Below are 23,275 nucleotides of genomic sequence, written 5' to 3' on the forward strand. Positions count from 1 at the left end.
GGAAAACGGTCCTTTCCGCGCGTTGCGGAAAGGACCGGCCCACGATCATGATCAAATATGCCCTCCGTCGCCTGCTGTCGACGATCCCCGTCATGTGGATCGCCGTGACAGCCTCGTTTTTTGTTTTGCGCCTTGCCCCCGGCGGCCCTTTCGATGGCGAAAGGCCATTGCCGCCGGTGATCCTGAAGAACCTTGCGATCCACTACAATCTCGACAAGCCGCTCATCCAGCAGTACCTGATTTATGTCGGTGACCTGCTCCGAGGCGATCTCGGCCCGTCCTTCGCCAGCGAAGATTTCACCGTCGCCCAGCAGATCATGATCGGTCTGCCCTATACCTTCACTATTGGTACGGCCGCCTTCCTGATTGCTATCATTGTTGGCGTGGCCGTCGGCTGTCTTGGGGCGCTCTATCAGAACAAGGCGCCGGATTATATTCTGGGCGCGCTCATCCTGATCGGCGTCGTATTGCCGAACTTCCTGATTGCGCCGATCCTGCAGCTCGTCTTCGGCATCCATCTCGCGTGGTTTCCGGTTGGCGGCTGGGGTGACGGCTCGATCAAATACCTCATCCTGCCGATCGTCGTGCTTGCCCTGCCGCATGCCGGCCGTATCTCGCGCATCACGCGCGGCTCGATGATCGAAGTCATGAACCAGAACTTCATCCGCACCGCCAAGGCCAAGGGCATCGGCCCGCGGCTCACCGTGATGCGCCATGCGCTGAAACCTGCGCTGATGCCTGTTGTCTCCTACCTCGGGCCGGCCGCAAGTTACCTTCTCACCGGCTCGCTGGTTGTCGAGAGCATCTTCGGATTGCCCGGCATCGGCCGCTATTTCGTCAACGCAGCGCTGAACCGTGATTACGGCATGGTTCTCGGCACCGTCATCTTCTACATGATGCTGATCGTGTTCCTGAACCTTCTCGTCGATATCGCCTATGCGTGGCTCGATCCGAAAGTGAGAAACAGATGATCCTCAACCCCGCAAAGCGCGAGCTGCTCGCGCAGGAGCTGCTGGAGGCGGAAGGCCTTGCGCCTGAAAGCCGCTCGCTCACCAAGGATGCCTTGCGCCGCCTCGGGCGCAACAAGGCCGCCGTCCTGTCGATCGTCGTGTTGACGGTTCTGATCCTCGCCGCCTTTCTCGGCCCGTGGTTCATTCCCTTCAACTACGAGGATCCGGATTGGGCGGCTTTCCGCATCCCGCCCTCGATCGAGACAGGCCACTATTTCGGTACCGACCCGAATGGCCGCGACCTTCTCGCCCGCGCCCTTTACGGCACCCGCGTCTCGCTGGCCGTGGCGCTGACGGCGACCGTCGTCTCCGTCTTCATCGGCGTGCTCTACGGTGCGGTATCGGGATATATCGGCGGCAGGCTGGATGCGATCATGATGCGCTTCGTCGATATCATGTATGCGCTTCCCTATATCCTCTTCGTCATCCTGCTGATGGTGATCTTCGGCCGCAACGTCTATCTGCTCTTTGCCGCCATCGGCGCACTGGAATGGCTGACCATGGCCCGCATCGTGCGCGGCCAGACGCTGTCGATCAAGCATCGCGAATTCATCGAAGCGGCCCGCGCATCCGGGCAGCGGCCGTTCAAGATCATCATCAAGCACATCATCCCGAACCTTGTCGGACCGGTGGTCATCTTCGCAGCGTTGACCGTGCCTGAAATCATCGCCACCGAAAGCTTCCTTTCCTATCTCGGCTTCGGCGTGCAGGAACCGCTGACCTCGCTCGGCACGCTGATCGCCGAGGGAACCGATGCCATGGAAAGCATGCCGTGGCTGCTGGTCTTCCCGGCAAGCTTCCTCGTGGCCCTGTTGCTCAGCCTGCTCTTCATCGGCGACGGCCTGCGCGACGCGTTCGACCCGAAGGATCGCTAAAAATGCTCCACGAAACACAAAAAGACACCCTTCTCGAACTCAAAGACTACTCGATCACCTTCAAAACGCCGGATGGAGAGGTGAAGGCGGTCTCCAACATGAACCTGACGGTCAGGCGCGGCGAACGCATCGCCATCGTCGGCGAGTCCGGTTCCGGCAAGAGCCAGACCTTCCTCGGCATCATGGGCCTGCTTGCCAAGAACGGCAAAACAACGGGACAGGCGCTGCTCGAAGGCAAGGACGTGCTGGCGCTGAAGCCGCGCGAGCTCGACCAGATCCGCGGCAAGGACATGGCCATGGTCTTCCAGGACCCGATGACCGCCTTAAACCCCTCGCTGAAGATTTCAAGGCAACTGACGGAACAGCTTGAGGTTCACGGCGGGCTGACGGCACGCGCCGCATCCACTGCTGCCCTCGACATGCTCAAACGCGTCGGCATCCCCGACCCGACGCGGCGCTTCCACCTCTACCCGCACGAACTCTCGGGCGGCATGCGCCAGCGCATCGTCATCGCCATGGCGCTGCTCACCCGGCCGAAGCTATTGATCGCCGACGAGCCGACGACAGCGCTCGACGTCACAATCCAGGCGCAGATCCTTGATCTATTTAACGATCTGACGGCGGAGATGAACACGGCGCTGATCATGATCACCCACGATCTCGGCGTCGTTGCCGGCCTCGCCGACCGCGTCGCCGTCATGTATGCCGGCCGCATCGTCGAGGAGGCGCCCGTCGACGAACTCTTCGACAACCCCGCCCATCCCTATACCGCAGCGCTGCATGCCTCGATCCCGCGCCCGGACCAGGACGTCGACGACCTCGTCGTCATTCCCGGCCGTCCGCCGAACCTGCAGCACCTGCCGAAGGGCTGCAATTTTTCGCCGCGCTGTTCGCAGGTCCAGGACGATTGCATCGACCGCCCGCCACCGCTCGAAACGCTGGCGCTGCGCCATTGCGCGGCCTGTTACCACCCCTTTCCCCGCCGCGAGGAGCTGTTGAACCATGGCTGATCGATCGCTTCTGAGGGTCGAGAATCTGACGACCCAATTCGAACTGCCGGCGAAAGGCCTCTTCAAGCCGCCGATCTTCCTGACCGCCGTCAACAATGTCAGCTTCGACCTCAGCGAAGGTCGCACGCTCGGGATAGTCGGCGAATCCGGCTGCGGCAAGTCGACGCTCGGCCGTTCCATCCTGCGGCTGCTGAAATCGCAGAAGGGCCGCATCCTCTGGCAGGGCCGCAACCTGCTCGACCTCACGGATGAGGAGATGCGCGCCGCCCGCCGCGACATGCAGATCATCTTCCAGGATCCGATCGCCTCGCTCGACCCGCGGATGACGGTCGGCGATATCATCGCCGAGCCGCTCACCGTCTTCGAGCCGAAGCTTACGAGGGCCGAGCGCACCGAACGCGTCCGCGACATCATGACCGCCGTCGGCCTGGTGCCGGAGATGATCAACCGCTATCCGCACGAATTCTCCGGCGGCCAGGCGCAACGCATCGGCATCGCCCGCGCGGTGGTCACCAAGCCGAAGCTCATCATCTGCGATGAGCCGGTTTCGGCCCTCGACGTCTCGATCCAGGGACAGGTGATCACGCTTCTGCGCAAGCTGCGCAAGGAATTCGGCCTGACGCTGATCTTCATCAGCCACGACCTCTCCGTCGTGCGCCTGATCTCCGACGATGTGCTGGTACTCTATCTCGGCAGGGTGGTGGAAGCCGGCGACTGCGCCACCGTCTTCGATCATCCCGCCCACCCTTATACGCAGGCGCTGTTTTCCGCCGCGCCGGTCCCGGATCCGAAACTTGCACGGCTGCGCACGCGCATCCGCCTGCAGGGCGATCCGCCGTCGCCGCTCAACCCGCCGAAAGGCTGCGTCTTCTCACCGCGCTGCTGGAAGGCGACCGACATCTGTCGCACCGAAATGCCGCCAACAGAGCAGGTCCGCCCCGGCCAGACAGCCGCCTGTTATCATATGGACAGGCCGTGAATGGAACGGCGGTCGCGCAAGCGGCCGTCAGCTCATAAGAATGCCCAGTGCGCCATCCGTTTCGGAGCGAAGCAGACTTATTTTGGTGTCTAAAGACCCTGATAAGAAAGCCTTTATAAGCATGTGTTATCCCATTTCGGCCTAATCGCAAGCCAGGGGAACGCATATATGAAATCGAAAATATCAGGTGTATTCGCACTTACCGCGGCCATGATTGCCGTCTCCGCCGTTTCGTCGCATGCCGAAGATCTGACGTTCAAGCTCATCAACGGAACGAACTCCGTGCTGACGCGCTTCTACAGCTCGCCGACCGGCGTCGACAACTGGGAAGAAGACGTCTTCGGCGAGAACGTTCTCGATCCGGGCGAAACCATGGATATCACCATCGCCGACGGCCGAACCGTCTGCAAATACGACATGCGCTTCGAATTCGAGGAAGACTCAAACCTCGAAACCACCGAAGATACGCAGGACCTTTGCGCGATGGGCAGCTACACCATCCACGAATAGGTATTAAGAGCCCGCCTTCGCCTCGTCCGTGAAGGCGGGCTTTCATCTCTCGTGATATCGACGCTTGTCACTCTGCCCGGCTCCGCGTATCAGCGATTGTGCGCCAATTCAAAGTGATAGCGCGTCCTGTTGGACGCGCGGCGCCCTAAATGCCGGGAGGACAGAGTGAGCGGACGGTTTCTATCGATCGGTGAATGCATGGTGGAACTCTCGCAAGCAGGCGACGGCCTGCTGCGCAAGGGCTTTGCCGGCGATACCTTCAACACCGCCTGGTATGCCCGCGCCTGCCTTGCCGCCGACTGGTCGGTCGATTATTTCACCGCCCTCGGTGACGACGCCATGTCGGATGAGATGCTGGCCTTCATCGACACGTCAGGCATCGGCACGAGCCTCATCCGCCGTATCCGGGGCAGGACGCCCGGCCTCTATATGATCAACCTGAAAAATGGCGAACGCTCCTTCAGCTACTGGCGCGACAGCTCGGCCGCCCGCAGCCTGGCTGCCGATCCGGACAGTCTGCGCGAGGCGGTGGAAAGCGCTGCCGTCATCTATTTCTCCGGCATCACCCTTGCCATCCTGCCGCATGAGGATGCCGAGACGCTGCTCGCCGAAGTTCGTCGCGCCAAGGCCGCCGGCAAGCTCGTCGTCTTCGATCCAAACATCCGCCCGCGCCTCTGGTCGAGCTACGACGTGATGCACACGACAATTAGCGAAGGCGCCCGCTCCGCCGTGCTCGTCATGCCGAGCTTCGACGACGAGGCCGCCCATTTCGGCGATGATTCCATCGAGGCGACGATCCATCGCTATCGCGCGCTAGGTGCCATCGATATCGTCGTCAAGAACGGCGCTGACGGTGTCACGCTGAATTTTGCCGGCGAGCAAACCTTCGTTCCGGCCGAAAAGGTGAAGAAGGTGGTCGACACGACCAGCGCCGGCGACAGCTTCAACGGCGCGTTTCTCGCACGGTATCTCGAAGCAGGCGATGCTCCTGCCGCCGCCCGTTTCGCAGCAAAGGTCGCTGCCCGCGTCGTCAGCGAACATGGTGCATTGGTCGTAAAGGAAAAGCTTGGATTGGATGGCAGCCAAGCCTCGTGAACTTTCAGCTTACCGAGCTTTAGGTCTTGGTGACGCAGTATGAACGCCATGTGCGGGCGCGCTCCGCTTTGTCGGCGTCCTTGCCTCGCGACCGGGGAAATCAGGACTTCGTCGGCCGGTCGGATTCGCGAACCGCCTCGTCATGGTACCAGCAGCTGTCGAGCGCCGCATCGCAGACTTCGGCTGCCTCGCGCTCCATCAGGCGGGCGCGTTCGAACCGGTTGGCGTTGCGTATCGCCTTGACGGGAAACTGGTAGATCGTTGCGGAATCACGGTGGAAACCGGTGGGCATGAGATCGCCTCCATTCAGCTCGGCGCATCAACATTTCAGGACCGCTACCATAGCATAATGCACATAGTTTATGCAAATTGCACAAAATAAGAGCAATGTTGCAATTGTAGCCGGTCGGCATGCTGTCTCGACCAAAAGCTTCCGCCAATTTGTTTAACACTTCATCATTTCAGCTTAACGCCGCAATTTTCATCCGGTTCCAGATGGAAAAGGTGCGTTTCGATGGCCGATACCGCCTGCGAGCGTTAAAAACAGCCCGATTATCCAAAAGGGAAAAAATCGGTCGGTACGCTGATTCGCGATTTTTCTTTCGCGGGGCGCCAAAACTGGCACGCTACGTGCTTTTAAAGCGTCATCCCTGGCGATCGGATGCGCTTGCGCGCCGAGATTGCCTCCGGATTTGCTCACCTTTGTAGCACTGAGAGAGTCGCGATGACAAAATTTAAGCTCGAGTACATTTGGCTCGATGGGTACACACCGGTACCGAACCTGCGTGGCAAGACGCAGATCAAGGAATTCGATGAATTCCCGACGCTGGAGCAGCTTCCGCTGTGGGGCTTCGACGGTTCGTCGACCATGCAGGCCGAGGGCCGCAGCTCTGACTGCGTGCTGAAGCCCGTCGCCATTTATCCCGATCCGGCCCGCACCAACGGCGCTCTCGTCATGTGCGAAGTCATGATGCCGGATGGCGTTACGCCGCACGCATCGAATGCCCGCGCGACCATCCTCGACGACGAAGATGCTTGGTTCGGCTTCGAACAGGAATATTTCTTCTACCAGAACGGCCGTCCGCTCGGCTTCCCTGAGCAGGGCTACCCGGCTCCGCAGGGACCCTATTACACTGGCGTCGGCTACTCGAACGTCGGCGACGTTGCCCGCGAAATCGTCGAAGAGCACCTCGACCTCTGCCTCGCTGCCGGCATCAACCACGAAGGCATCAATGCCGAAGTGGCCAAGGGTCAGTGGGAATTCCAGATTTTCGGCAAGGGCTCCAAGAAGGCCGCCGACCAGATCTGGATGGCACGCTACCTGCTGCAGCGCCTGACCGAAAAGTACGGCATCGACATCGAGTATCATTGCAAGCCGCTCGGCGACACCGACTGGAACGGCTCGGGCATGCATTGCAACTTCTCGACCAAGTACCTGCGCGAAGTCGGCGGTAAGGAATATTTCGAAGCGCTGATGGCGCAGTTCGACAAGAACCTCATGGACCACATCGCGGTCTACGGCCCCGATAACGACAAGCGCCTGACCGGCAAGCACGAGACGGCTCCGTGGAACAAGTTCTCCTACGGCGTTGCCGACCGCGGTGCTTCGATCCGCGTGCCGCACTCCTTCATCAAGAACGACTACAAGGGCTATCTGGAAGATCGCCGCCCGAACTCGCAAGGCGACCCCTACCAGATCGCTTCGCAGGTTCTGAAGACGATCTCGGAAGTTCCGACTGCAAGCTCGGCCTCCGCTGCCGCTTAACTTCCCGAACGGCGCCGGTCCTCGATCGGCGCCGTGACCTTCTTTTTCCCGTATGAAAACCGCCGCCGGCTACCGACATAATCGGGGCGATCGGTCAGGCGAAAGCCCTGCAATCCATGCAATATGGGCTGTAATATTTCCATCATGGTCATGCCTCAAAATAGAGAAGCGGGAATCGCCGTTCCGGAACCCCGCTTTGGGGTTGAGCGTTGGCATATCACTGCAACGCGGATGGAAATCGTGACATGCTGCAACGTCCGGCAAACACTAATAGCGGCGAGAGCTGGGCCAATTCCGCAGCCGCCGGAAACCTGCCCGAGAGGCTGGTGATCGTCACCGATGCCTGGCACCCGCAGGTCAACGGCGTCGTGCGTTCGATCGAGAACACCAACCGCGAACTGGCGAAGATGGGCATCGAGGTTTCGATGGTAACGCCGGAGCGCTTCAACAGCATCCCCTGCCCGACCTATCCTGAGATCCGCCTGTCGATCGCCAATTACCGCCGCATCGCCCGCGAAATTGAAAAGCACAATCCCTCCTACGTGCATATCGCCACCGAAGGTCCGCTGGGACTGACCGCCCGCCGCTGGTGCCTGAAGAACCGCATGCCGTTTTCGACGAGCTACCACACCCGCTTCCCGGAATACGTTTCCGCGCGCCTGCCGATACCGAAGAGTTGGCTCTACTCCTTCGTCCGCTGGTTCCACAATGGCGGCGCCGGCTGCATGGTAGCGACACCGAGCCTTGCCCGCGAACTGTCGGAAAAGGGCATCCGCAACCTCATGCCCTGGAGCCGCGGCATCGACGCCACGCAGTTCCGTCCGATGGCGCTCGAGGAAAACCCCTTCGGCCTGTCGCGCCCGATCTTCATGACCGTCGGCCGCGTGGCGCTGGAAAAGAACCTGCCGGCATTCCTCGATCTCGATCTGCCCGGTTCCAAGGTCGTCGTTGGCGACGGTCCGGCCCGCGCAGAGCTTGAAAAGCAATATCCCGAGGTCTTCTTCGCCGGCGTGCAGTTCGGCGAGGATCTGGCGAAAGCCTATGCCCAGGCCGACGTCTTCGTCTTTCCCTCGCTCACCGACACCTTCGGCAACACCATCCTCGAAGCACTGGCATCGGGCGTGCCCGTTGCAGCCTATCCGGTCACCGGCCCGCTCGATATCATCGGTGAGGACAGCGAAGTCGGGGCGCTCGACACAAACCTGCAAACAGCCTGCCTTGCCGCCCTCTCCGCCTCGCGTATCAAGGCGCGTGAACTCGCCATGCAATATTCCTGGGAAGCGGCGACGCTGCAGTTCATCAACAATATCCGCGCCGCCAACGGCGTGATCACGCCGAAATGGAAGAAGGCCTGGCAATTTGCCACCAAGTCGCTTCCAAGAAGCAGAAAGCCCGGCGAGACCGCCGGGCCTGTCCCGTCCGCGGACTGATCGCTCTTACTTGTGCAAGGCGCTGTGGACGGCAGGTGTTTCGGCGATGGCGTTTAGAAGCATGAAGCAACTGCGATGCAGCAGACTTCACCCGCTGCCGGCCGAGATCGTGGCGCTGCGCGAGGCGTTGATCGGAAGCGCTGCTGAAGGGCCGGAATGGCTATCGCAGTGTTTATGATACCCCTCTGCCCTGCCGGGCATCTCCCCGACAAGGAGGGAGATCGGATCGGCGTGATGGCTTCCCCAGACAATGATCGGGGCTGATGGGCGTTACGCCGATAGAGGAGAAACGATGGTCAAACCTCCTACCAATCTCCCTCCTTGTGGGGGAGATGAGGGCAGAGGGGGGTGGCCAGACGGCACCGGCCCAACTCCACAAAACGCCACAAATCAGCGTCAACCAAGCCTACGTCCGTCTCTTCTTGCCTTCGAACGGATTGTCAGGCGAGCGGAAATGGATGCGGATCGGCACGCTCGGCATGTCGAAATCGGCGCGCAAGCCGTTGATCAGATAACGCGTATAAGATTCCGGCAGCGCATCCGACCGGGTGCAGGAAATCATGAAGGCCGGCGGGCGGGCTTTGACTTGCGTCATATATTTCAGCTTGATGCGGCGGCCGGAAACGGCCGGCGGCGGATGCTGAATCTGCTGCGTCTCCAGCCAACGGTTGAGCCGCGCCGTCGAGATGCGCTTGTTCCAGACCTTGTCCGTGTCGATGATCGACTGCATCAGCTTGTCGAGCCCCCAGCCGGTCTGGCCGGAGATCGGCACGGCGCGAATGCCGCGCGCCTGCGGCAGCAGCCGGTCGGTCTTTTCGCGCAAGTCGGCAAGCACCGCCTGCCGGTCTTCGATCATGTCCCACTTGTTGAAGGCGAGCACGGCGGCACGGCCCTCGCGCAGCACCAGGTCGACGATCTGCAGGTCCTGTTTCTCGAAGGGGATCGTCGCATCGAAGACGATGACGACGGTTTCGGCAAAGCGGATGGCGCGCAGTGCATCGGCAACCGAAAGCTTCTCCAGCTTCTCGATCACCCGCGCCTTGCGGCGCATGCCTGCCGTATCGAACATCTTGATGGTGCGGCCGCGCCAGTCCCATTCGACCGAAATAGAATCGCGAGTGATGCCCGCCTCCGGTCCGGTCAAAAGCCGATCCTCGCCGAGGAAGCGATTGATCAGCGTCGATTTGCCGGCATTCGGCCGGCCGACGATCGCCACCCGGAGCGGCTTGGTCTCATCATAGGCCGGCTCCTCGTCCTCGTCGCTGCCCTCGCCTTCGGTCTGCGGAATGTCGACGTCAGTGACGGCGACATCCTCCTTGGCGGGATAGGCTCGGTCCTCGCCGATTGCCGCAACGATGGCGTCGCGCAGGTCGAGCATGCCCTGCCCATGTTCGGCCGAAATCGGCGTCGGTTCGCCGAGCCCGAGCGTATAGGCGTCGTAAAAACCGCTGTCTGAGCCGCGCGCCTCGGATTTGTTGGCAACGAGCACCACCGGCTTGCCGCGCCGGCGCAGCATTTCGGCAAGGTCGGTGTCGACGGGCGTCAGTCCGCTCTTGGCGTCAACGACGAAGAGCGAAAGATCCGCCTCGTCGATCGCCGCTTCCGTCTGCGCCCGCATCCGGCCCTGCAGGCTCTCCGCGTCGGCCTCTTCCAGACCAGCCGTGTCGATGATCGTGAAAGTCAGGCCCATCAGCCGCGCATCGCCCGGCCGACGGTCGCGGGTTACACCCGGCGTGTCATCGACAAGCGCCAGCTTCTTGCCCACCAGCCGGTTGAAAAGTGTCGACTTGCCGACATTCGGGCGACCGACGATGGCGACCGTGAAACTCATTCTTTTTCCTTAAGCTCAGCCCTGAGCGGCGGGCGCCTTGCCGGATGCAGTAATCAGATCAAGCATCATATGGGCGCGATTGGCAATATTGCGCGGGCTGTCGGTATCGTCGACGATCGACTGGAACCACTGCCGCGCCTGCGCCATGTTGCCGGCCTTATAGGCGGCAAGGCCGAGTGCCTCACGCGCCGAATGGCGGAAGGCGTTGCCCGGTACGGCCATTTCCTCGATGGCCGCCGAAACCTGCTCGTAAGAGCCGTTCTCGATGAGCAGCCAGCCTGCACGCATCTTGGCGGCATCACGTACGGCCGCGGGAACGCCATTGTCCTTGCCGATCTCGTTGAAGGCGGCGATTGCCGCTGCGCTATCGCCCTTCTGCGCCTGAACGGTCGCGGCCCGCATGCGCGCCAGCACCGGATAGGCGCCATGGCCTTCCTTCTCGAGCTTGTCGAGCGCGGCGAGCGCCTCGTCGTTCTTGTTCTCGTCGGCAAGTTTCATCGCCGCCAGGAACTGATCGCCGGTGCCCGACGAGCGGTTGTCGTCCCAATACTCGTAGACGACCTTGCCGGCGGTACCGACGACGATCAGGATGGCGACAGCAATGATATAGCGGCCGAACCGGCGCCAGACGCCCTTCATCTGGTCAGACCGCAATTCCTCATTGACTTCACGGATGAAGCTGTCGTCGTTGAATGCCATTCTCGTCTCCGGCCGCGGAAATACCCACACGCTGTGCAAAACGCACATAGTCGGGCCTTCTACTCCATTTTGCCGCCGTTGTAAGGGGGATGTGAAAGATTAGAGCGCCGCGCGTCCAACAGGACGCGCTAAGGACGCTCTAACGCTTTGAATCCGCGCATAATCCTTTCCGAAAATTGGAATCTATTTTCGAGTTATGCGTCGGTCACATGACGAGCGGCGAAACCCCGATCAACCATTCGTGCAGCTCCCAGATGATCAGCGCCCAGACGACGATGCCGATGACAACAGCATAGAGATCGTATTTGGCCGAGACGAACGGCCGGAGCGTGATCTCGCCCGCCCGCTGCCGCCGTTTAAGCGAAATGCGCAGGATGACGCCCCAGGCGAGAAAAGCGCCAAACAGCAGCACCGACGATGTCTCGCCATTGGCGAGCAGATGCGCCAGCGCCCAGATCTTCACCGACAGCACCATCGGATGTTTGGTCTTGGTCGCGATATGCCCCGCTGGCAGCAGCGAGGCGACGAGACAGATCATCGCGATCAGCATCAGCGTGATTGTTATATGCGCCATCCAGACCGGCGGATTGTAAAGCACGCCGGTCACATGGCGCGCCTGCCCGAAGCCGTAGATCAAAAGGATCAGCGTGGCGATGCTGGCAATCGAATAGACCGCCCGCCAGCCCTTCTCGCCGAGGCTCGCGATCATCGAACGACGAAAGTCCGGCAACACCACCCGCACCAGATGCACCCCGAGGAAAAGTATGATGCCGACGATAAGCAATGTCATTGTGGATCCCTTCCGTGCCGTTTGTCATGGCTTACCGGCTGGCGTGAAAAAACGCCAGCGAGACCGCAGCTTCGCCGCAATTCTATCGGAGGGAAACCGCCAACCAAATTGTCGCGGTGTCCATGTCCCGTCTTCTCCTCTCCACCTGCCTTTCTGTTTCGCTTCTCATCGCGGCAATTGCCGAGGCGGCCGACCGACCGAAACAGCTCGTCATCATTTCCTTCGACGGCGCCCACGACAATGCGCTCTGGTTGAAGAGTCGCCAGATGGCGGCGAAGAACGGCGCCCACTTCACCTATTTTCTCTCCTGCACTTTCCTGATGAACGAGGCGGCGAAGAAGGCCTACCAGGCGCCACACCAGAAACGCGGAAAATCCAATGTCGGCTTCGCCCAGAGCGACGACGAGATCCGCGAGCGCCTCGGCAATATCTGGCACGCCCATCTCGAAGGCCACGACATATCTAGCCACGCCTGCGGCCATTTCGACGGCCGCCTCTGGAGTGAGGCCGACTGGTCGGCCGAATATGCCACCTTTCGCGCGACCTTGAAGAATGCCTGGAGAAGCGTCGGCCTCCAGGAGCCGGCCGGGTGGCAGGATCTGGTCGATCACGGCATCGAGGGCTTTCGCGCGCCCTATCTGTCGGCGACAGCGGGCGCCGACATGATCGCCGCCGAAAAGAAGGCGGGCCTCAGCTATGACGCGAGCCTCGTCACCAAGGGCCCTGCCATGCCTGTCGAGGAAGACGGCATCATCCGCTTCGGCCTGCCGCTGATCCCCGAAGGCCCGAGCGAAAAGCCGATCATCGGCATGGACTACAATCTCTTCGTCCGCCACTCCAAGGGTGAGGAAGACACCGCCGATTCCGCAGAATTCGAGAACCGCGCCTACGCCGCCTTCAAGGAGGCGTTCGACAAGCAATATGCCGGCGCCCGCATTCCGCTCCAGCTCGGCTTCCACTTCGTCGAAATGAACGGCGGCGCCTACTGGCGTGCTCTTGACCGACTGGTCAGCGACGTCTGCCACCGAACGGATGTGGCTTGCGTCAGCTATTCGGAAGCGATCCCGATGATCGAGGTGCGCGGAAAATTGCAACAGACGTCGGGGCTCTGAAGAGCCAATTATCTGGACGAACCGACGTGCCGTGCGGCCCCCTCATCCGCCTGCCGGCACCTTCTCCCCGCTGGGGAGAAGAGATTCGTTGCGACGCTGCGATTCCCCCTTCTACCCGGCGGGGAGAAGGTGCCGGCAGGCGGATGAGGGGGCCGCACGCGCCGACATTTCGATTACGGACAAGCCCCGCCCATCAACCGTCAGCGTGCACGACGCCCGTCTCACGCTCCAGGTAGCGCTGGTCGATTTCAGGCAGCGGTTCGTCGTCGATTGCGGCCTCGAAGGCCTTGAGGCGTTTGTGGATCGACAGAAGCTCGATGATCGTCGTCCAGGAGTTGACGAGATACTGGAACGAGTTGCTGACCTGGCCGAATGCGGTCGAGATCTGCTGGAAGATACCGTAAGTGATAGTGCCCGCCACGATCGTCGGCACTAGCATGAAGACCACGAAGAGCGCGTCGGCCTGGATGTAGAAATAACGGGCGACATTGAAATACATGTAGTGGAAATACATGCGGTAATAATTGCGACGGACGTTACCGAACAGCTCCCTGACTGTCAGCGGGTCAGCCCGTTCCGCATGGTCCTCGCCATAGACGAGCTCCTTGCGATAAGCTGCTTCGACGCGCTGGTTGCGGAAATTCAGCCCCGGCAGCTTAATGCCGGCGACCGCCAGCAGAAGCGTGCCGAACGCCGACCAGAACAGCGCCAGCCAAAAGAGCGAGTTCGCCACCGGCCCAATGAACGGCAGTTCGGTCACGTAATGCGACAGCGCCAGAAGGATCGGAAGGAATACCACGAGCGTCATCACCGAGTTGATCAGGCTGATACCAAGACCTTCGAGCGTGCTCGAAAAGCGCATCGTATCTTCCTGAACGCGCTGGGAGGCGCCTTCGATATGACGAAGCTTTTCCCACTTCGACATGTAGAAATTGTTCATCGCCGTTCGCCAGCGGAAGATGTAATGGCTGGTGAAGAAGTCGGTCATGATCGACACGAACATGCTGAGGAATGCGATCTGGCAGAAGACCCACATCAAGGTGTAGAAATTCTCGACGGAAATGCCTGGCTGCTTCGACAATGCGTTCTGCAGAAGGTCACCAAACGGCCGGCGCCAGTTATTGATCACAACGCTGATCTGGACGCCGAAGTAGGTCACGAAGATGATCAGTGCCGAACCCCAGATCGACCAGATCTTCCAGGGGTGGTTCAGCGCCCTCAGATGCCATGCACCGCAGAAGATCACCGCCGACAGAAGGAAATAGCTGTAGAACCAGACATTTTCGGGCAGCAGGAAGAACGAAAGGTCGATCGGTTGCTGCTCTTCGGGAACCGGCGCATAGCCAAGCGATACACCGAGACTGGCGGCGAAGAGATACCAGCCGGCAATGGAAATCAGGGTCCAAACAACGAGCGAAGTAAAGAACGCCTTTGGCTGCGGAAAAAAGGAATGAAACACGGGAGGCTTTGCTTTCCTGAACTGTGAGTCTCGGGAGTGTCGAACACTGATTGTGCCGGAAACTAAGGCAGTTCGAAGGACGCAGCAATGGGTTCGGCCGATTGTTACGGAGATGTAACCGGTTAAGCGATTTTCTTGATCACCGGCATCACCAGCGCTGCGCAGACGACGAGGGCCACGGCGGCGATCACTGTGGGGACGGTGAAGCTGCCTGCGCGCTCGGCGATCCAACCGGCAACGACAGGCCCGACGATCTGGCCGACGCCGAAGGCAGCCGTCATCATCGCCAGGATCCGCCGCGGACTGTCAGGCGAAAGTTTGCGGCCGATCTGCAGTCCGTAAGCGGTGATCGCCAGGAACGTCGCCCCGAACAGCGCTCCACCGATCAGCGGTGCGACGGAAGGTGGCAGCGCCACCGTCGCGAGCACCCCGGCGGCCTCGACCAGAAGAGCTGCGACATAGACCCCGCCAAGCCCGAGCGGCCGGACCAGAGGCTTCCAGGCAAACAGCGCTACCGCAGCCGTCAAGCCGGCGACGAACCAGCAGAGGAATTCGACGAAGGGTCCCGTTGCAGAAAGGCGCGCGATGGTGACGAGGAAGGTCGCGGTGATGACGTAGCCGAAGCCGAACAGGCCGTAAGACAGCGTCAGCAGCACCATCGGCCGGTGCCAGATGAGCGCCGGCTCCTTGCCTGCCTGCGCCGATTGCGCCGGCGACGACGGCAGCAGCAAGAAAACGACGACAAGGCTTGCCGCGCAATAGAGCGCCCCGCCGATCCAGTCGGCCCGCCAACCGCCCGGCCCGTCGTGAAAGCCGAGGCCGATCAGCAGCACCATAACCGAAGACAGCGCGATACCCGCCCCCGGCCCGCCGAAATGCGCCGCCTGCACATGGTCGTTGCCGGCAGCAGCCCCGTGGCTGAGCACGATCGACGAGGTGAAGACCATCGCAAAGGCACTGGCGACACCGGCCAGGAAGCGAATGATGGCAAAGACGACGACGGAATCAGTGGCCGCCATGGCGGCAAGCAGGATCGCGGTTGCCAGCAGCGACAGCAGCGCCACCAGCCGCTCCCGTCCGGCCGCCCAGCCATAGGCGGCAAGCACGGCACCGACGAGATAACCGACGAAATTCGCCGATGCGATGAAGCCGGCATCTGCCGCCGAAAGCGGCACGCCGCTGATCATACCGGGCAGGATCGGCGTGTAGGAGAAGCGCCCGAAGCCCATGGCAGCGGCCATGGCAACTGCGCCGGCAGCGGCGGTGGAGACGAGGTTCGGTGGGGAGTTTCGGGTGCGGGCCAGCATGCAGCGCTTATCGCGCCGCAGCACCGGCATCACAATCAAGTAATTCTGATCGATCGATCAATTTCCCGAAACGCCGGAAATTTTCACCTTCTCTTGAAAAGAGTTATCTTACGACATATCTTTTACGACATAGTCAACGATACATCTAACGATGAAAGGAAGAACCATGAGAGGTTTTAAAGGCGGCATGTTCGGCGGAGATTTCCGCATGGGCCGCAAATTTGCGGCTGGCGATCTGCAACTGGTCATCCTGGCCCTGCTCGCTGAGCAGCCGCGCCACGGCTACGAATTGATAAAGTTGCTGGAGGAGCGGTCCGGCGGCTTCTACGTGCCGAGCCCCGGCGTCATCTATCCCGCCCTCACCTATCTCGAGGAAACCGGCCTTGCCGAGGTCGAGGTGGAGGGCGCCAAGAAGCTCTACCGTATCACAGAGGCCGGCCGTGGCCGCGTCGAGGAAAACCGCGCCATGATCCTGCATACCTTCGCCAAGCTGGAACGCATCGGCGAGAAGATGGCCCATGTGAAGCGTGTCTTCGAAACCGACCGTCACGGCGCCGACGAAGGCGATGACGGCGATTTCATGCAGGACGGTGGTGATATCCGCGCCGCCCGCATGCTGCTGCGCTCGGCCATGCGGATGCGCTATCCCTGGTCGAAACCCGAAGCCGCCCGCATCGCCGGCATCCTCGAACGCGCCGCCACCGAAATCCTGCAAGGCGGCAGGCCGGGAACGCGGGGCTGAGGACGAGAGCCGAATGGTGAGGCGATCGTTCGTGGCAGGCAAGAAGCGACGTTGCGGCAGGACCCTTCGAGGCTATGCCCTACGGGATTCGCACCTCACGGTGAGGTGCGTTTGAGGATGCCGCAAAGGTGTGGAGAATGCACGGCTTCTGCTGCCAACGCGTGAAGCCTCCAAGAGAGCCTCACCCTGAGGTGCCCCGCAGGGGCCTCGAAGGGCGAGGCGGGTGCTCCCACCCAGCCGGAATAACACCGGCCCCAGCCCTACGCCCGTTCATCCGGCAAGGTCAGAACCACCGGCCCGTTACGTGTCGCCACCACCGTGTGTTCGTATTGCACGGTCGGCGCCTTCGGATCGGCATAGAGCGTCCAGGCATCGTCGCCGCCTTCGGCCCATGTCGCGCCGAGTGAGAGAAACGGCTCAACGGTGAAGACGAGGCCTTCCGTCATCATCCGTTTTTCCGAAGGATCCGGCCAGGTCGAGAGTTCGGCCGGCTCCTCGTGCAGCGAGCGGCCGACGCCGTGGCTCGCCAGATTGGCGACCAGCGTATAGCGGTTCTTCTGCGCGAAGGCACCGACGGCAGTGCCGATCTTCGCCAAGGGTTCGCCCGATTTCACCTGGTTGAGCCCGACCCAGAGCGCCCGCTTGCCGTCGCGGCAAAGCCGCTCGATCTTCGGCTTCACCGGCGGCATCGCGAAGGAGGCACCGGTATCGGCAAAGAAACCATCCTTTTCCGCCGAGACGTCGATGTTGATGAGGTCGCCGGCGCGGATGACGCGCGGGCCGGGAATACCGTGGGCGATTTCCTCGTTGATACTGATGCAGGTGGCACCGGGAAACTGGTAGCAGAACTCCGGCGCCGAGCGCGCGCCCGAATCCTCGAGCACCTTGCGGCCGATCTGGTCGAGCTCCAGCGTCGTCATGCCGGGCTCCATCGCCGCCGCCATCACCTGGATGGCGTTAGCACAGATGCGGCCGATCTCCTTGAGCTTTACCAACTCGTCGTCGTTTGCGATAACCATTCGTCTGTTCCGACCTTGCGCAGGACGGCCGTGGCCGCCCTAGAGCGCCGCGCGTTCGACAGGACGCGCTATAACTTTGAAGTGGCGCACAATCCCTTCCGAAATCGATTCCGATTTTCGTGGGTATGCGCCAATCAAGCCGTGGCTTTCGCCTCTTCGCTGCTATCAGTCAACGCCTTTCTGACGATCGGCGCGACTTTCGTACCGTAAAGCTCGATACCGCGCATGATCTCGGCATGCGGCATCAGACCGATCGCCATCTGCAGCAGAAAGCGATCGTTCTTGAAAAGCGCGTGATGGGCGATGATCTTTTCGGCGACCACCTCGGGATCGCCGACGAAGAGCGCACCGTTCGGCCCGCGCGACATGTCGAAATGCGCCCGGTTCGTCGGCCCCCAGCCGCGCTCGCGGCCGATGCGGTTCATCACCTCGGCCTGAGGTCCGTAAAACTGGTCGGCCGCGGCCTCCATCGTATCGGCAATGAAGCCGTGGACGTTGATGCTGGTCTTCAGCTTCGACTGATCCTGCCCTGCCCGGCGCGCGGCCTCGCGGTAGAGATCAAAGAGCGGCGCAAAACGGCGCGGCTCGCCGCCGATGATCGCCAGCGCCACCGGCAGGCCCAGCGCGCCGGCGCGCGCCACCGACTGTGGCGTACCGCCGACCGCGACCCAGAGCGGCAACGGATCCTGCAGCGGCCTCGGATAAACACCGCGCCCGTTGATCGGCGCGCGAAGCTCGCCCTTCCACTCCACAACCTCTCTGTCGCGCAGCGCCAGCAGCAGATCGAGCTTCTCCTCGAAAAGCTGGTCGTAGTCTTCGAGATTGTAGCCGAACAGCGGGAAGGACTCGATGAAGGAACCGCGCCCGGCCATGATCTCGGCTCGGCCGTTGGAAATCAGGTCGAGCGTCGAAAACTGCTGGAAGACGCGCACCGGATCATCGGAGGAGAGCACGGTGACCGCACTGGTCAGCCGGATGTTCTTCGTCTTGACGGCGGCGGCCGCCAGCGCGACCGCGGGAGCCGACGCCGCATAATCCGGCCGATGATGTTCGCCGAGCCCGAAGACGTCCAGCCCCACCTGATCGGCAAGCTCGATTTCCTCGATAAGATACTTCAGCCGTTCGGCCGCTTCCGCGCCCTTGCTGCGGGAAGGGTTGGGATTGACGTCGGCGAATGTGTAAAGCCCCAGTTCCATTGTCGGCATCCTTTTGAATTCTCGGCTGAGATAAGGATGCCGGGGATGGAGCGCAAATACAAATTCTGGAACGGAATGTTCGACGATTTCGATGGGCGGCATTGTGCTTCGGACGGCCGATGGACTTCACCGCAAGACGGCAAAGAGTCCTTGCGCCGTGGACACGGCGCCGCTGGAGTCTTGTGGCTTGGCTCCCTCTTCTCCCCAGCGGGGAGAAGGTGGCCCGAAAGGTCGGATGAGGGGGCCACCCGGCACTACATCATTGATTGCCCTTCGCTTCCGCTCCGTGCATTCGCGGCTTCGCCGCTCACCCCCTAAACCGCCTGCCGGCACCTTCTCCCCGCTGGGGAGAAGAGATTCGTGGCAGCGTCTTTATCCCGCTTCTCCTCGGCCGGGCAAAAAGATCACGGAGGTTGCGAGCATAGAATAAATCCGGGGCGATCCAGGCCCCGAACCGACCAGAACAATCAATTCGAATCTGAATTCAACGGCTTCGCAGCACCGGCGGAATCATCTTTCGAACCGCCTCAAACCTTGCTTGAACGTCAGGATGACGCGGCCCCGTTACCGCTCACATCTTCGCCAGCAACTCCGCCAGTTGGTCTGCAGCCTTGCCCCATCCTTGGTGGAAGCCCATCTTCTCGTGTGCTTCCTTGTCCTCGGCGCGCCAGTGCAGCGCCTTGGCGGTATATTTGGTGCGACCGTTGCCGAGATCTTCGAGCAGGATGACGCCCGTGAAGAAAGGTTTCTCGGAAGGCACCCAGGCGCTGGTGTAGGCATCGGTGAAGACGATCTTCTCGTTCTCGACGATTTCGAGATAGACGCCACGGTTCGGGTATTGATTGCCCTCGGTGTCATGCATGACGACGACGTTGGAACCGCCGGGGCGGACGTCGAGCGTTGCTTCCGCCACACCCCAGGGACGCGGCACGAACCACTGCTTCAGCAAGGCGGGATCGGTCCAGGCCTTGTAAATCTTCTCGCGTGGCGCGTCGAATTCGCGAACGAGGACGAGTTCATGTTGCGTGCTGGCGGTCATGTCGACATCTCTCCATTTGGATGAAACCTGTTTCCTGTCAGGCTGTTACAAGGACGTGTTGAAGTTCGCTGTTCCGACAACGCACCGGCTTTTTCGCATTTTATTTTGCGATCGGCTGCGTGGCCTCTTCCTGCATCTTGTCGATCTGCCGACGGATATGGGCTGCTTCAGCGGCCGAATGGGCGAGCGCAATGGCGCGGTCGAAGGCTTCTCGTGCCTGGCTGGTCAAGCCAAGCTGCTTCAGCAGCCCGCCCCGTAAGCCGTGATAGTAGAAATAGCCCCCGAGTTTTTCGCCAAGCGGATCGATGAGGTCGAGCGCATCCTGCGCACCCTGGAGCTTGGAGACGACGACGGCCCGGTTTAGCGTTATGACAGGCGACGGCTGGAGACGCTCCAGCGCGCGATAGAGCAGATCGATCTCCACCCAATCTGTATCCTCGGCGCGTTTTGCACGGGAATGAACAGCGGCGATGGCTGCCTGAATCTGATAAGGAGCGGGCTGACGATGGCGCAGCGCCTTGTCGAGCAGCGCTAAAGCCTCGTTGATGAAGGGTTGGTTCCAGAGCGACCGGTCCTGATCTTCGAGCAGCACGATCTCGTCCCCGGCGTTGAAGCGCGCCGGCCGGCGCGAGATCTGCAGGAGCATCAGTGCAAGCAACCCCATCAGCTCCGGTTCCGACGGGAAGATATGCATCATCAACCGAGCTAGCCGGATCGCTTCGTCGCTGAAGGCAGCCGCCTCATGCCTGGGATCCGCCTGGCTGTAGCCCTCGTTGAAGATCAGGTAGATCATCGTGCTGACGATCGAGAGCCGCTCGGCCCTCTCCTGCGGGCTCGGTGTTTCGAAAGGCACACCTGCCCTGGCGACGCGCGCCTTGGCCCGGGTGATGCGCTGTTCCATGGCGCTCTCGGAAACCAGGAAGGCACGTGCGATCTGCGGCACTGAAAGGCCGGAGACGATGCGCAGCGCCAGCGCGATCTGCTGGGTCGCGGGTAGATCGGGATGGCAGCAGATGAACAGCAGCCGCAGAATATCGTCGCGATAATGGGAATCGTCCAGCCGCTCGACGATGTCGCTTTCGGCATCCTCGGTATCGGAGACGACGTCCTCATCCGGCAAAGCCTGGATCTTCGCCCGCTTGCGCACCGCATCGATGCCGCTGTTTCGTCCGACGAAGATCAGCCAGGCCGTGGGATCGCGCGGTGGCCCTTTCTCCGGCCATGTCCGGATCGCCCTCAGACACGCCTCCTGAAACGCCTCTTCCGCGGTATCGAGATTGCGAAAATAGCGCAGCAGCGCGCCGAGCGCCTTCGGGCGGGCAGAGGCAAGCGCGAGGTCGATCCAGGCAATGTCTGTCATGATGAAGCATCTCCGGGCCTGAAGACGTAGAAAGGCCGAATTTCGTAAGAGGTGGAACCTGGATTGACGGATGAAAGCTGCTTCGAGAAGGCGATCGCCTCGTCGAGCGTTTCGAAGTCGACCACGTAGAAGCCGAGAAGCGCCTCTTTCGTTTCCGCAAAAGGCCCATCGATGACCAAGGGCTCGTCCCTGCCCTTGCGCACCGTGGTCGCAGCCGTCGTCGGCATCAGCCGTCCGACAGGGCCGAGCCTGCCGGATGCGGCAAGCGGCTCCTGCACGGCGTAGAGTTTCTCCATGACGGCAGCTTCCTCCTCCTTGGTCCAGGCGAAGACGGTTTCCTCATGGGCGTAACAAAGGATTGCATAAAGCATCGCTCACTCCTCTTTTTGAATGACGAAGGAGTAACCGCTTACCCGACAGGCCGCATCAAAAAATTATTGACCGGAAATTCGTGATCTTCCCGAATACGGCGCCGCAGTAGCCGCAGAAATAGCTGAGCATCTCCCGGGAACGAGTGGAATTATATCGCGGCGCCGCCTGCCCCTTACCCTTCGCTTAGAGTCCGTTTGACCGCGTTCTTCCAACCCTTGAGCTTTGCCGCCCGCACCTTCTCGTCCATCTCAGGCTCAAACCGCCGATCCCGTTTCCACGTCGCCGAAAATTCGTCCCGGTCCGGCCACAGCCCTGCCCGGCTGCCGGCGAGCCAGGCGGCCCCGAGCGCCGTCGTCTCCAGGATCACCGGGCGATCGACCGGCGCATCGAGCAGGTCGGCAAGGCGCTGCATCGTCCAGTTAGAGGCCACCATGCCGCCGTCGACGCGCAGCACCGTGTCGTCAGTGCCGTTCTTCCAGTCCTTCTGCATGGCATCGAGCAGGTCGCGGGTCTGATAGCAGACGGCTTCCAGTGCCGCCCGGGAGAGTTCCGCCGGACCGCTGTTGCGCGTCAGCCCGAAGATCGCCCCCCGTGCCGTGGCATCCCAATGCGGCGCCCCGAGGCCGGTGAAGGCGGGCACGAGATAGACCTCCTGCGTCGGATCTGCCCTTCCGGCAAGCTCGTTGGTCTCGGCAGCGCTGCCGATGATGCCGAGCCCGTCCCGCAGCCATTGCACGGCTGCACCCGCGATAAAGATCGAACCTTCCAGCGCATAGGTCGTCTGGCCATTCAGGCGATAAGCGATAGTGGTCAGCAGCCGATTTTTGGACCGCACCATGTCGGCGCCGGTGTTGAGCAGCGCGAAGCAGCCGGTTCCGTAAGTCGATTTCATCATGCCCGGCGCAAAACACGCCTGGCCGATGGTTGCCGCCTGCTGGTCGCCGGCCACGCCGAGGATCGGGATAGCAGCACCGAAAATATCAGGATCGACCGTGCCGAAATCGGCGGCGCAATCCTTCACTTCAGGCAGCATAGCGGCAGGCACCCTCAGAATCTCGAGCAGATCCTCATCCCAGGCGTTTTCGGCAATGTTGTACATCAGCGTGCGCGAGGCATTGGTGGCGTCGGTGAGGAAGCTCTTCCCACTCGTCAGCCGCCAGATCAGGAAGGTGTCGATCGTGCCGAAGCAGAGATCGCCCCTGACAGCGCGCGCCCGCGCGCCCTTCACGTTTGCAAGCATCCAGGAAAGTTTGGTACCGGAAAAATAAGGATCGAGGATGAGGCCGGTCTTCTTCGTGAACAGCCGTTCGAGATCCTGTCTTTTCAGATTGTCGCAATAGCTTGCCGTGCGCCGGTCCTGCCAGACGATGGCATTCTGGATCGGTCGGCCCGTCTCGCGCTCCCAGACGACCACCGTCTCGCGCTGATTAGTGATGCCGAGTGCGGCAAGATCCCTAGCCTCGATCCCGGCATCGCGCAGCGCCATGTGGACGGTGGAGACGACCGAATCCCAGATCTCCTCGGGATCGTGCTCGACCCAGCCGGAGCGGGGGTAGATCTGGGTGAATTCCTTCTGGCCCTTGCCGACGACCTGCATGTCGCCATTAAAAACGATCGCCCGCGTCGACGTCGTTCCCTGATCGATCGCCAGAACATATCCGCTCATGAAAACCCT

The 23,275-nt window shown here is 61.3% G+C and carries 22 protein-coding genes; 10 read left to right on the top strand and 12 right to left on the bottom strand.

Going from position 1 to position 23,275, the window contains the following annotated elements:
- The first annotated feature begins 47 nt into the window (after positions 1-47).
- From N2600_RS15965 to N2600_RS15990, 6 genes are all read left to right on the top strand, one after another.
- Positions 48-971 carry an ABC transporter permease subunit gene (locus tag N2600_RS15965; RefSeq protein WP_260296770.1) on the top strand — a complete coding sequence of 308 codons (924 nt, stop codon included), beginning with the start codon at positions 48-50 and terminating at the stop codon, positions 969-971.
- Positions 968-1,885: an ABC transporter permease gene (locus N2600_RS15970; protein ID WP_170254722.1), complete on the top strand. Its 918-nt coding sequence runs from the start codon at positions 968-970 to the stop codon at positions 1,883-1,885. The genes N2600_RS15965 and N2600_RS15970 overlap by 4 nt, the downstream gene beginning before the upstream one ends.
- A gap of 2 nt (positions 1,886-1,887) precedes the next feature.
- The gene (locus tag N2600_RS15975; RefSeq protein WP_017965403.1) at positions 1,888-2,895 is read left to right on the top strand and encodes an ABC transporter ATP-binding protein; all 1,008 of its coding nucleotides are present in this window, start codon (positions 1,888-1,890) and stop codon (positions 2,893-2,895) included.
- Positions 2,888-3,874 carry an ABC transporter ATP-binding protein gene (locus tag N2600_RS15980; RefSeq protein ID WP_170260634.1) on the top strand — a complete coding sequence of 329 codons (987 nt, stop codon included), beginning with the start codon at positions 2,888-2,890 and terminating at the stop codon, positions 3,872-3,874. The genes N2600_RS15975 and N2600_RS15980 overlap by 8 nt, the downstream gene beginning before the upstream one ends.
- A 168-nt stretch (positions 3,875-4,042) precedes the next feature.
- Complete coding sequence (locus N2600_RS15985; RefSeq protein WP_260296773.1) at positions 4,043-4,384, top strand: hypothetical protein; 342 nt, start codon at positions 4,043-4,045, stop codon at positions 4,382-4,384.
- A gap of 165 nt (positions 4,385-4,549) precedes the next feature.
- The gene (locus N2600_RS15990) at positions 4,550-5,479 is read left to right on the top strand and encodes a sugar kinase (protein WP_260296774.1); all 930 of its coding nucleotides are present in this window, start codon (positions 4,550-4,552) and stop codon (positions 5,477-5,479) included.
- Between the two features lie 100 nt (positions 5,480-5,579).
- On the opposite strand, the gene gstI is transcribed toward N2600_RS15990, so the two are convergent.
- On the bottom strand, positions 5,580-5,771 hold the full coding sequence (gene gstI, locus N2600_RS15995; RefSeq protein ID WP_017965407.1) for a glutamine synthetase translation inhibitor GstI: 192 nt from the start codon (positions 5,769-5,771) through the stop codon (positions 5,580-5,582).
- Positions 5,772-6,203: 432 nt separating this feature from the next.
- Between gstI and N2600_RS16000 the strand changes: the two genes are divergently transcribed.
- Both N2600_RS16000 and N2600_RS16005 read left to right on the top strand, forming a co-directional pair.
- Positions 6,204-7,244, top strand: coding sequence for a glutamine synthetase beta-grasp domain-containing protein (locus N2600_RS16000; protein WP_017965408.1), 1,041 nt, complete (start codon positions 6,204-6,206; stop codon positions 7,242-7,244).
- A 245-nt stretch (positions 7,245-7,489) separates the two neighbouring features.
- Positions 7,490-8,674, top strand: coding sequence for a glycosyltransferase family 4 protein (locus N2600_RS16005; RefSeq protein ID WP_222331349.1), 1,185 nt, complete (start codon positions 7,490-7,492; stop codon positions 8,672-8,674).
- A 406-nt stretch (positions 8,675-9,080) separates the two neighbouring features.
- On the opposite strand, the gene der is transcribed toward N2600_RS16005, so the two are convergent.
- From der to N2600_RS16020, 3 genes are all read right to left on the bottom strand, one after another.
- A complete protein-coding gene (gene der, locus N2600_RS16010; protein WP_017965410.1) occupies positions 9,081-10,505 on the bottom strand; it encodes a ribosome biogenesis GTPase Der in 1,425 nt (474 codons plus the stop codon).
- 15 nt (positions 10,506-10,520) lie between these two features.
- Positions 10,521-11,204, bottom strand: coding sequence for a tetratricopeptide repeat protein (locus N2600_RS16015; RefSeq protein ID WP_260109183.1), 684 nt, complete (start codon positions 11,202-11,204; stop codon positions 10,521-10,523).
- A gap of 205 nt (positions 11,205-11,409) precedes the next feature.
- A complete protein-coding gene (locus tag N2600_RS16020; RefSeq protein ID WP_170283074.1) occupies positions 11,410-11,994 on the bottom strand; it encodes an NnrU family protein in 585 nt (194 codons plus the stop codon).
- A 122-nt stretch (positions 11,995-12,116) separates the two neighbouring features.
- Here N2600_RS16020 and N2600_RS16025 point away from each other — a divergent pair, with 122 nt between their 5' ends.
- Positions 12,117-13,106 carry a polysaccharide deacetylase gene (locus N2600_RS16025; protein WP_260296775.1) on the top strand — a complete coding sequence of 330 codons (990 nt, stop codon included), beginning with the start codon at positions 12,117-12,119 and terminating at the stop codon, positions 13,104-13,106.
- A gap of 193 nt (positions 13,107-13,299) precedes the next feature.
- Here N2600_RS16025 and sbmA read toward each other — a convergent pair whose 3' ends face one another.
- Positions 13,300-14,565 (bottom strand): peptide antibiotic transporter SbmA, encoded by a 1,266-nt coding sequence (gene sbmA, locus N2600_RS16030; RefSeq protein ID WP_170283076.1) that lies wholly within the window; start codon positions 14,563-14,565, stop codon positions 13,300-13,302.
- A 122-nt stretch (positions 14,566-14,687) separates the two neighbouring features.
- Positions 14,688-15,872 carry an MFS transporter gene (locus N2600_RS16035; RefSeq protein WP_260296776.1) on the bottom strand — a complete coding sequence of 395 codons (1,185 nt, stop codon included), beginning with the start codon at positions 15,870-15,872 and terminating at the stop codon, positions 14,688-14,690.
- A gap of 166 nt (positions 15,873-16,038) precedes the next feature.
- On the opposite strand from N2600_RS16035, the gene N2600_RS16040 reads away from it, so the two are divergent.
- On the top strand, positions 16,039-16,614 hold the full coding sequence (locus N2600_RS16040) for a PadR family transcriptional regulator (RefSeq protein ID WP_003541914.1): 576 nt from the start codon (positions 16,039-16,041) through the stop codon (positions 16,612-16,614).
- 260 nt (positions 16,615-16,874) lie between these two features.
- On the opposite strand, the gene map is transcribed toward N2600_RS16040, so the two are convergent.
- The 6 genes from map to glpK form a co-directional block, all read right to left on the bottom strand.
- Complete coding sequence (map, locus tag N2600_RS16045; RefSeq protein WP_260296777.1) at positions 16,875-17,633, bottom strand: type I methionyl aminopeptidase; 759 nt, start codon at positions 17,631-17,633, stop codon at positions 16,875-16,877.
- Between the two features lie 134 nt (positions 17,634-17,767).
- Positions 17,768-18,829, bottom strand: a complete 1,062-nt coding sequence (locus N2600_RS16050; RefSeq protein ID WP_260296778.1) for an LLM class flavin-dependent oxidoreductase — start codon at positions 18,827-18,829, stop codon at positions 17,768-17,770.
- A 571-nt stretch (positions 18,830-19,400) separates the two neighbouring features.
- On the bottom strand, positions 19,401-19,868 hold the full coding sequence (locus N2600_RS16055; RefSeq protein ID WP_260296780.1) for an SRPBCC family protein: 468 nt from the start codon (positions 19,866-19,868) through the stop codon (positions 19,401-19,403).
- A gap of 100 nt (positions 19,869-19,968) precedes the next feature.
- Positions 19,969-21,228 (bottom strand): RNA polymerase sigma factor, encoded by a 1,260-nt coding sequence (locus tag N2600_RS16060; RefSeq protein WP_260296781.1) that lies wholly within the window; start codon positions 21,226-21,228, stop codon positions 19,969-19,971.
- The gene (locus N2600_RS16065) at positions 21,225-21,599 is read right to left on the bottom strand and encodes a YciI family protein (protein WP_017965421.1); all 375 of its coding nucleotides are present in this window, start codon (positions 21,597-21,599) and stop codon (positions 21,225-21,227) included. The genes N2600_RS16060 and N2600_RS16065 overlap by 4 nt, the downstream gene beginning before the upstream one ends.
- Before the next feature lie 173 nt (positions 21,600-21,772).
- Positions 21,773-23,266 carry a glycerol kinase GlpK gene (glpK, locus tag N2600_RS16070; protein WP_170282564.1) on the bottom strand — a complete coding sequence of 498 codons (1,494 nt, stop codon included), beginning with the start codon at positions 23,264-23,266 and terminating at the stop codon, positions 21,773-21,775.
- Positions 23,267-23,275: the final 9 nt, after the last annotated feature.

It is taken from the genome of Rhizobium sp. WSM1274 (assembly GCF_025200775.1).
In the GTDB taxonomy this organism is placed as follows: Bacteria; Pseudomonadota; Alphaproteobacteria; order Rhizobiales; family Rhizobiaceae; genus Rhizobium; species Rhizobium leguminosarum_I.

Excerpts from the sequence above, each read along its gene's own strand:
- N2600_RS16020 (WP_170283074.1), bottom strand. The coding sequence starts at position 11,994 with ATGACATTGCTTATCGTCGGCATCATACTTTTCCTCGGGGTGCATCTG.
- N2600_RS15975 (WP_017965403.1), top strand. The coding sequence starts at position 1,888 with ATGCTCCACGAAACACAAAAAGACACCCTTCTCGAACTCAAAGACTAC.
- N2600_RS16065 (WP_017965421.1), bottom strand. The coding sequence starts at position 21,599 with ATGCTTTATGCAATCCTTTGTTACGCCCATGAGGAAACCGTCTTCGCC.
- N2600_RS15980 (WP_170260634.1), top strand. The coding sequence starts at position 2,888 with ATGGCTGATCGATCGCTTCTGAGGGTCGAGAATCTGACGACCCAATTC.
- der (WP_017965410.1), bottom strand. The coding sequence starts at position 10,505 with ATGAGTTTCACGGTCGCCATCGTCGGTCGCCCGAATGTCGGCAAGTCG.
- N2600_RS15985 (WP_260296773.1), top strand. The coding sequence starts at position 4,043 with ATGAAATCGAAAATATCAGGTGTATTCGCACTTACCGCGGCCATGATT.
- N2600_RS16055 (WP_260296780.1), bottom strand. The coding sequence starts at position 19,868 with ATGACCGCCAGCACGCAACATGAACTCGTCCTCGTTCGCGAATTCGAC.
- N2600_RS15970 (WP_170254722.1), top strand. The coding sequence starts at position 968 with ATGATCCTCAACCCCGCAAAGCGCGAGCTGCTCGCGCAGGAGCTGCTG.
- N2600_RS16005 (WP_222331349.1), top strand. The coding sequence starts at position 7,490 with ATGCTGCAACGTCCGGCAAACACTAATAGCGGCGAGAGCTGGGCCAAT.
- glpK (WP_170282564.1), bottom strand. The coding sequence starts at position 23,266 with ATGAGCGGATATGTTCTGGCGATCGATCAGGGAACGACGTCGACGCGG.
- N2600_RS16000 (WP_017965408.1), top strand. The coding sequence starts at position 6,204 with ATGACAAAATTTAAGCTCGAGTACATTTGGCTCGATGGGTACACACCG.
- map (WP_260296777.1), bottom strand. The coding sequence starts at position 17,633 with ATGGTTATCGCAAACGACGACGAGTTGGTAAAGCTCAAGGAGATCGGC.
- N2600_RS16060 (WP_260296781.1), bottom strand. The coding sequence starts at position 21,228 with ATGACAGACATTGCCTGGATCGACCTCGCGCTTGCCTCTGCCCGCCCG.
- N2600_RS16025 (WP_260296775.1), top strand. The coding sequence starts at position 12,117 with ATGTCCCGTCTTCTCCTCTCCACCTGCCTTTCTGTTTCGCTTCTCATC.
- N2600_RS16040 (WP_003541914.1), top strand. The coding sequence starts at position 16,039 with ATGAGAGGTTTTAAAGGCGGCATGTTCGGCGGAGATTTCCGCATGGGC.
- N2600_RS15965 (WP_260296770.1), top strand. The coding sequence starts at position 48 with ATGATCAAATATGCCCTCCGTCGCCTGCTGTCGACGATCCCCGTCATG.
- N2600_RS16035 (WP_260296776.1), bottom strand. The coding sequence starts at position 15,872 with ATGCTGGCCCGCACCCGAAACTCCCCACCGAACCTCGTCTCCACCGCC.
- N2600_RS16015 (WP_260109183.1), bottom strand. The coding sequence starts at position 11,204 with ATGGCATTCAACGACGACAGCTTCATCCGTGAAGTCAATGAGGAATTG.
- N2600_RS16050 (WP_260296778.1), bottom strand. The coding sequence starts at position 18,829 with ATGGAACTGGGGCTTTACACATTCGCCGACGTCAATCCCAACCCTTCC.
- gstI (WP_017965407.1), bottom strand. The coding sequence starts at position 5,771 with ATGCCCACCGGTTTCCACCGTGATTCCGCAACGATCTACCAGTTTCCC.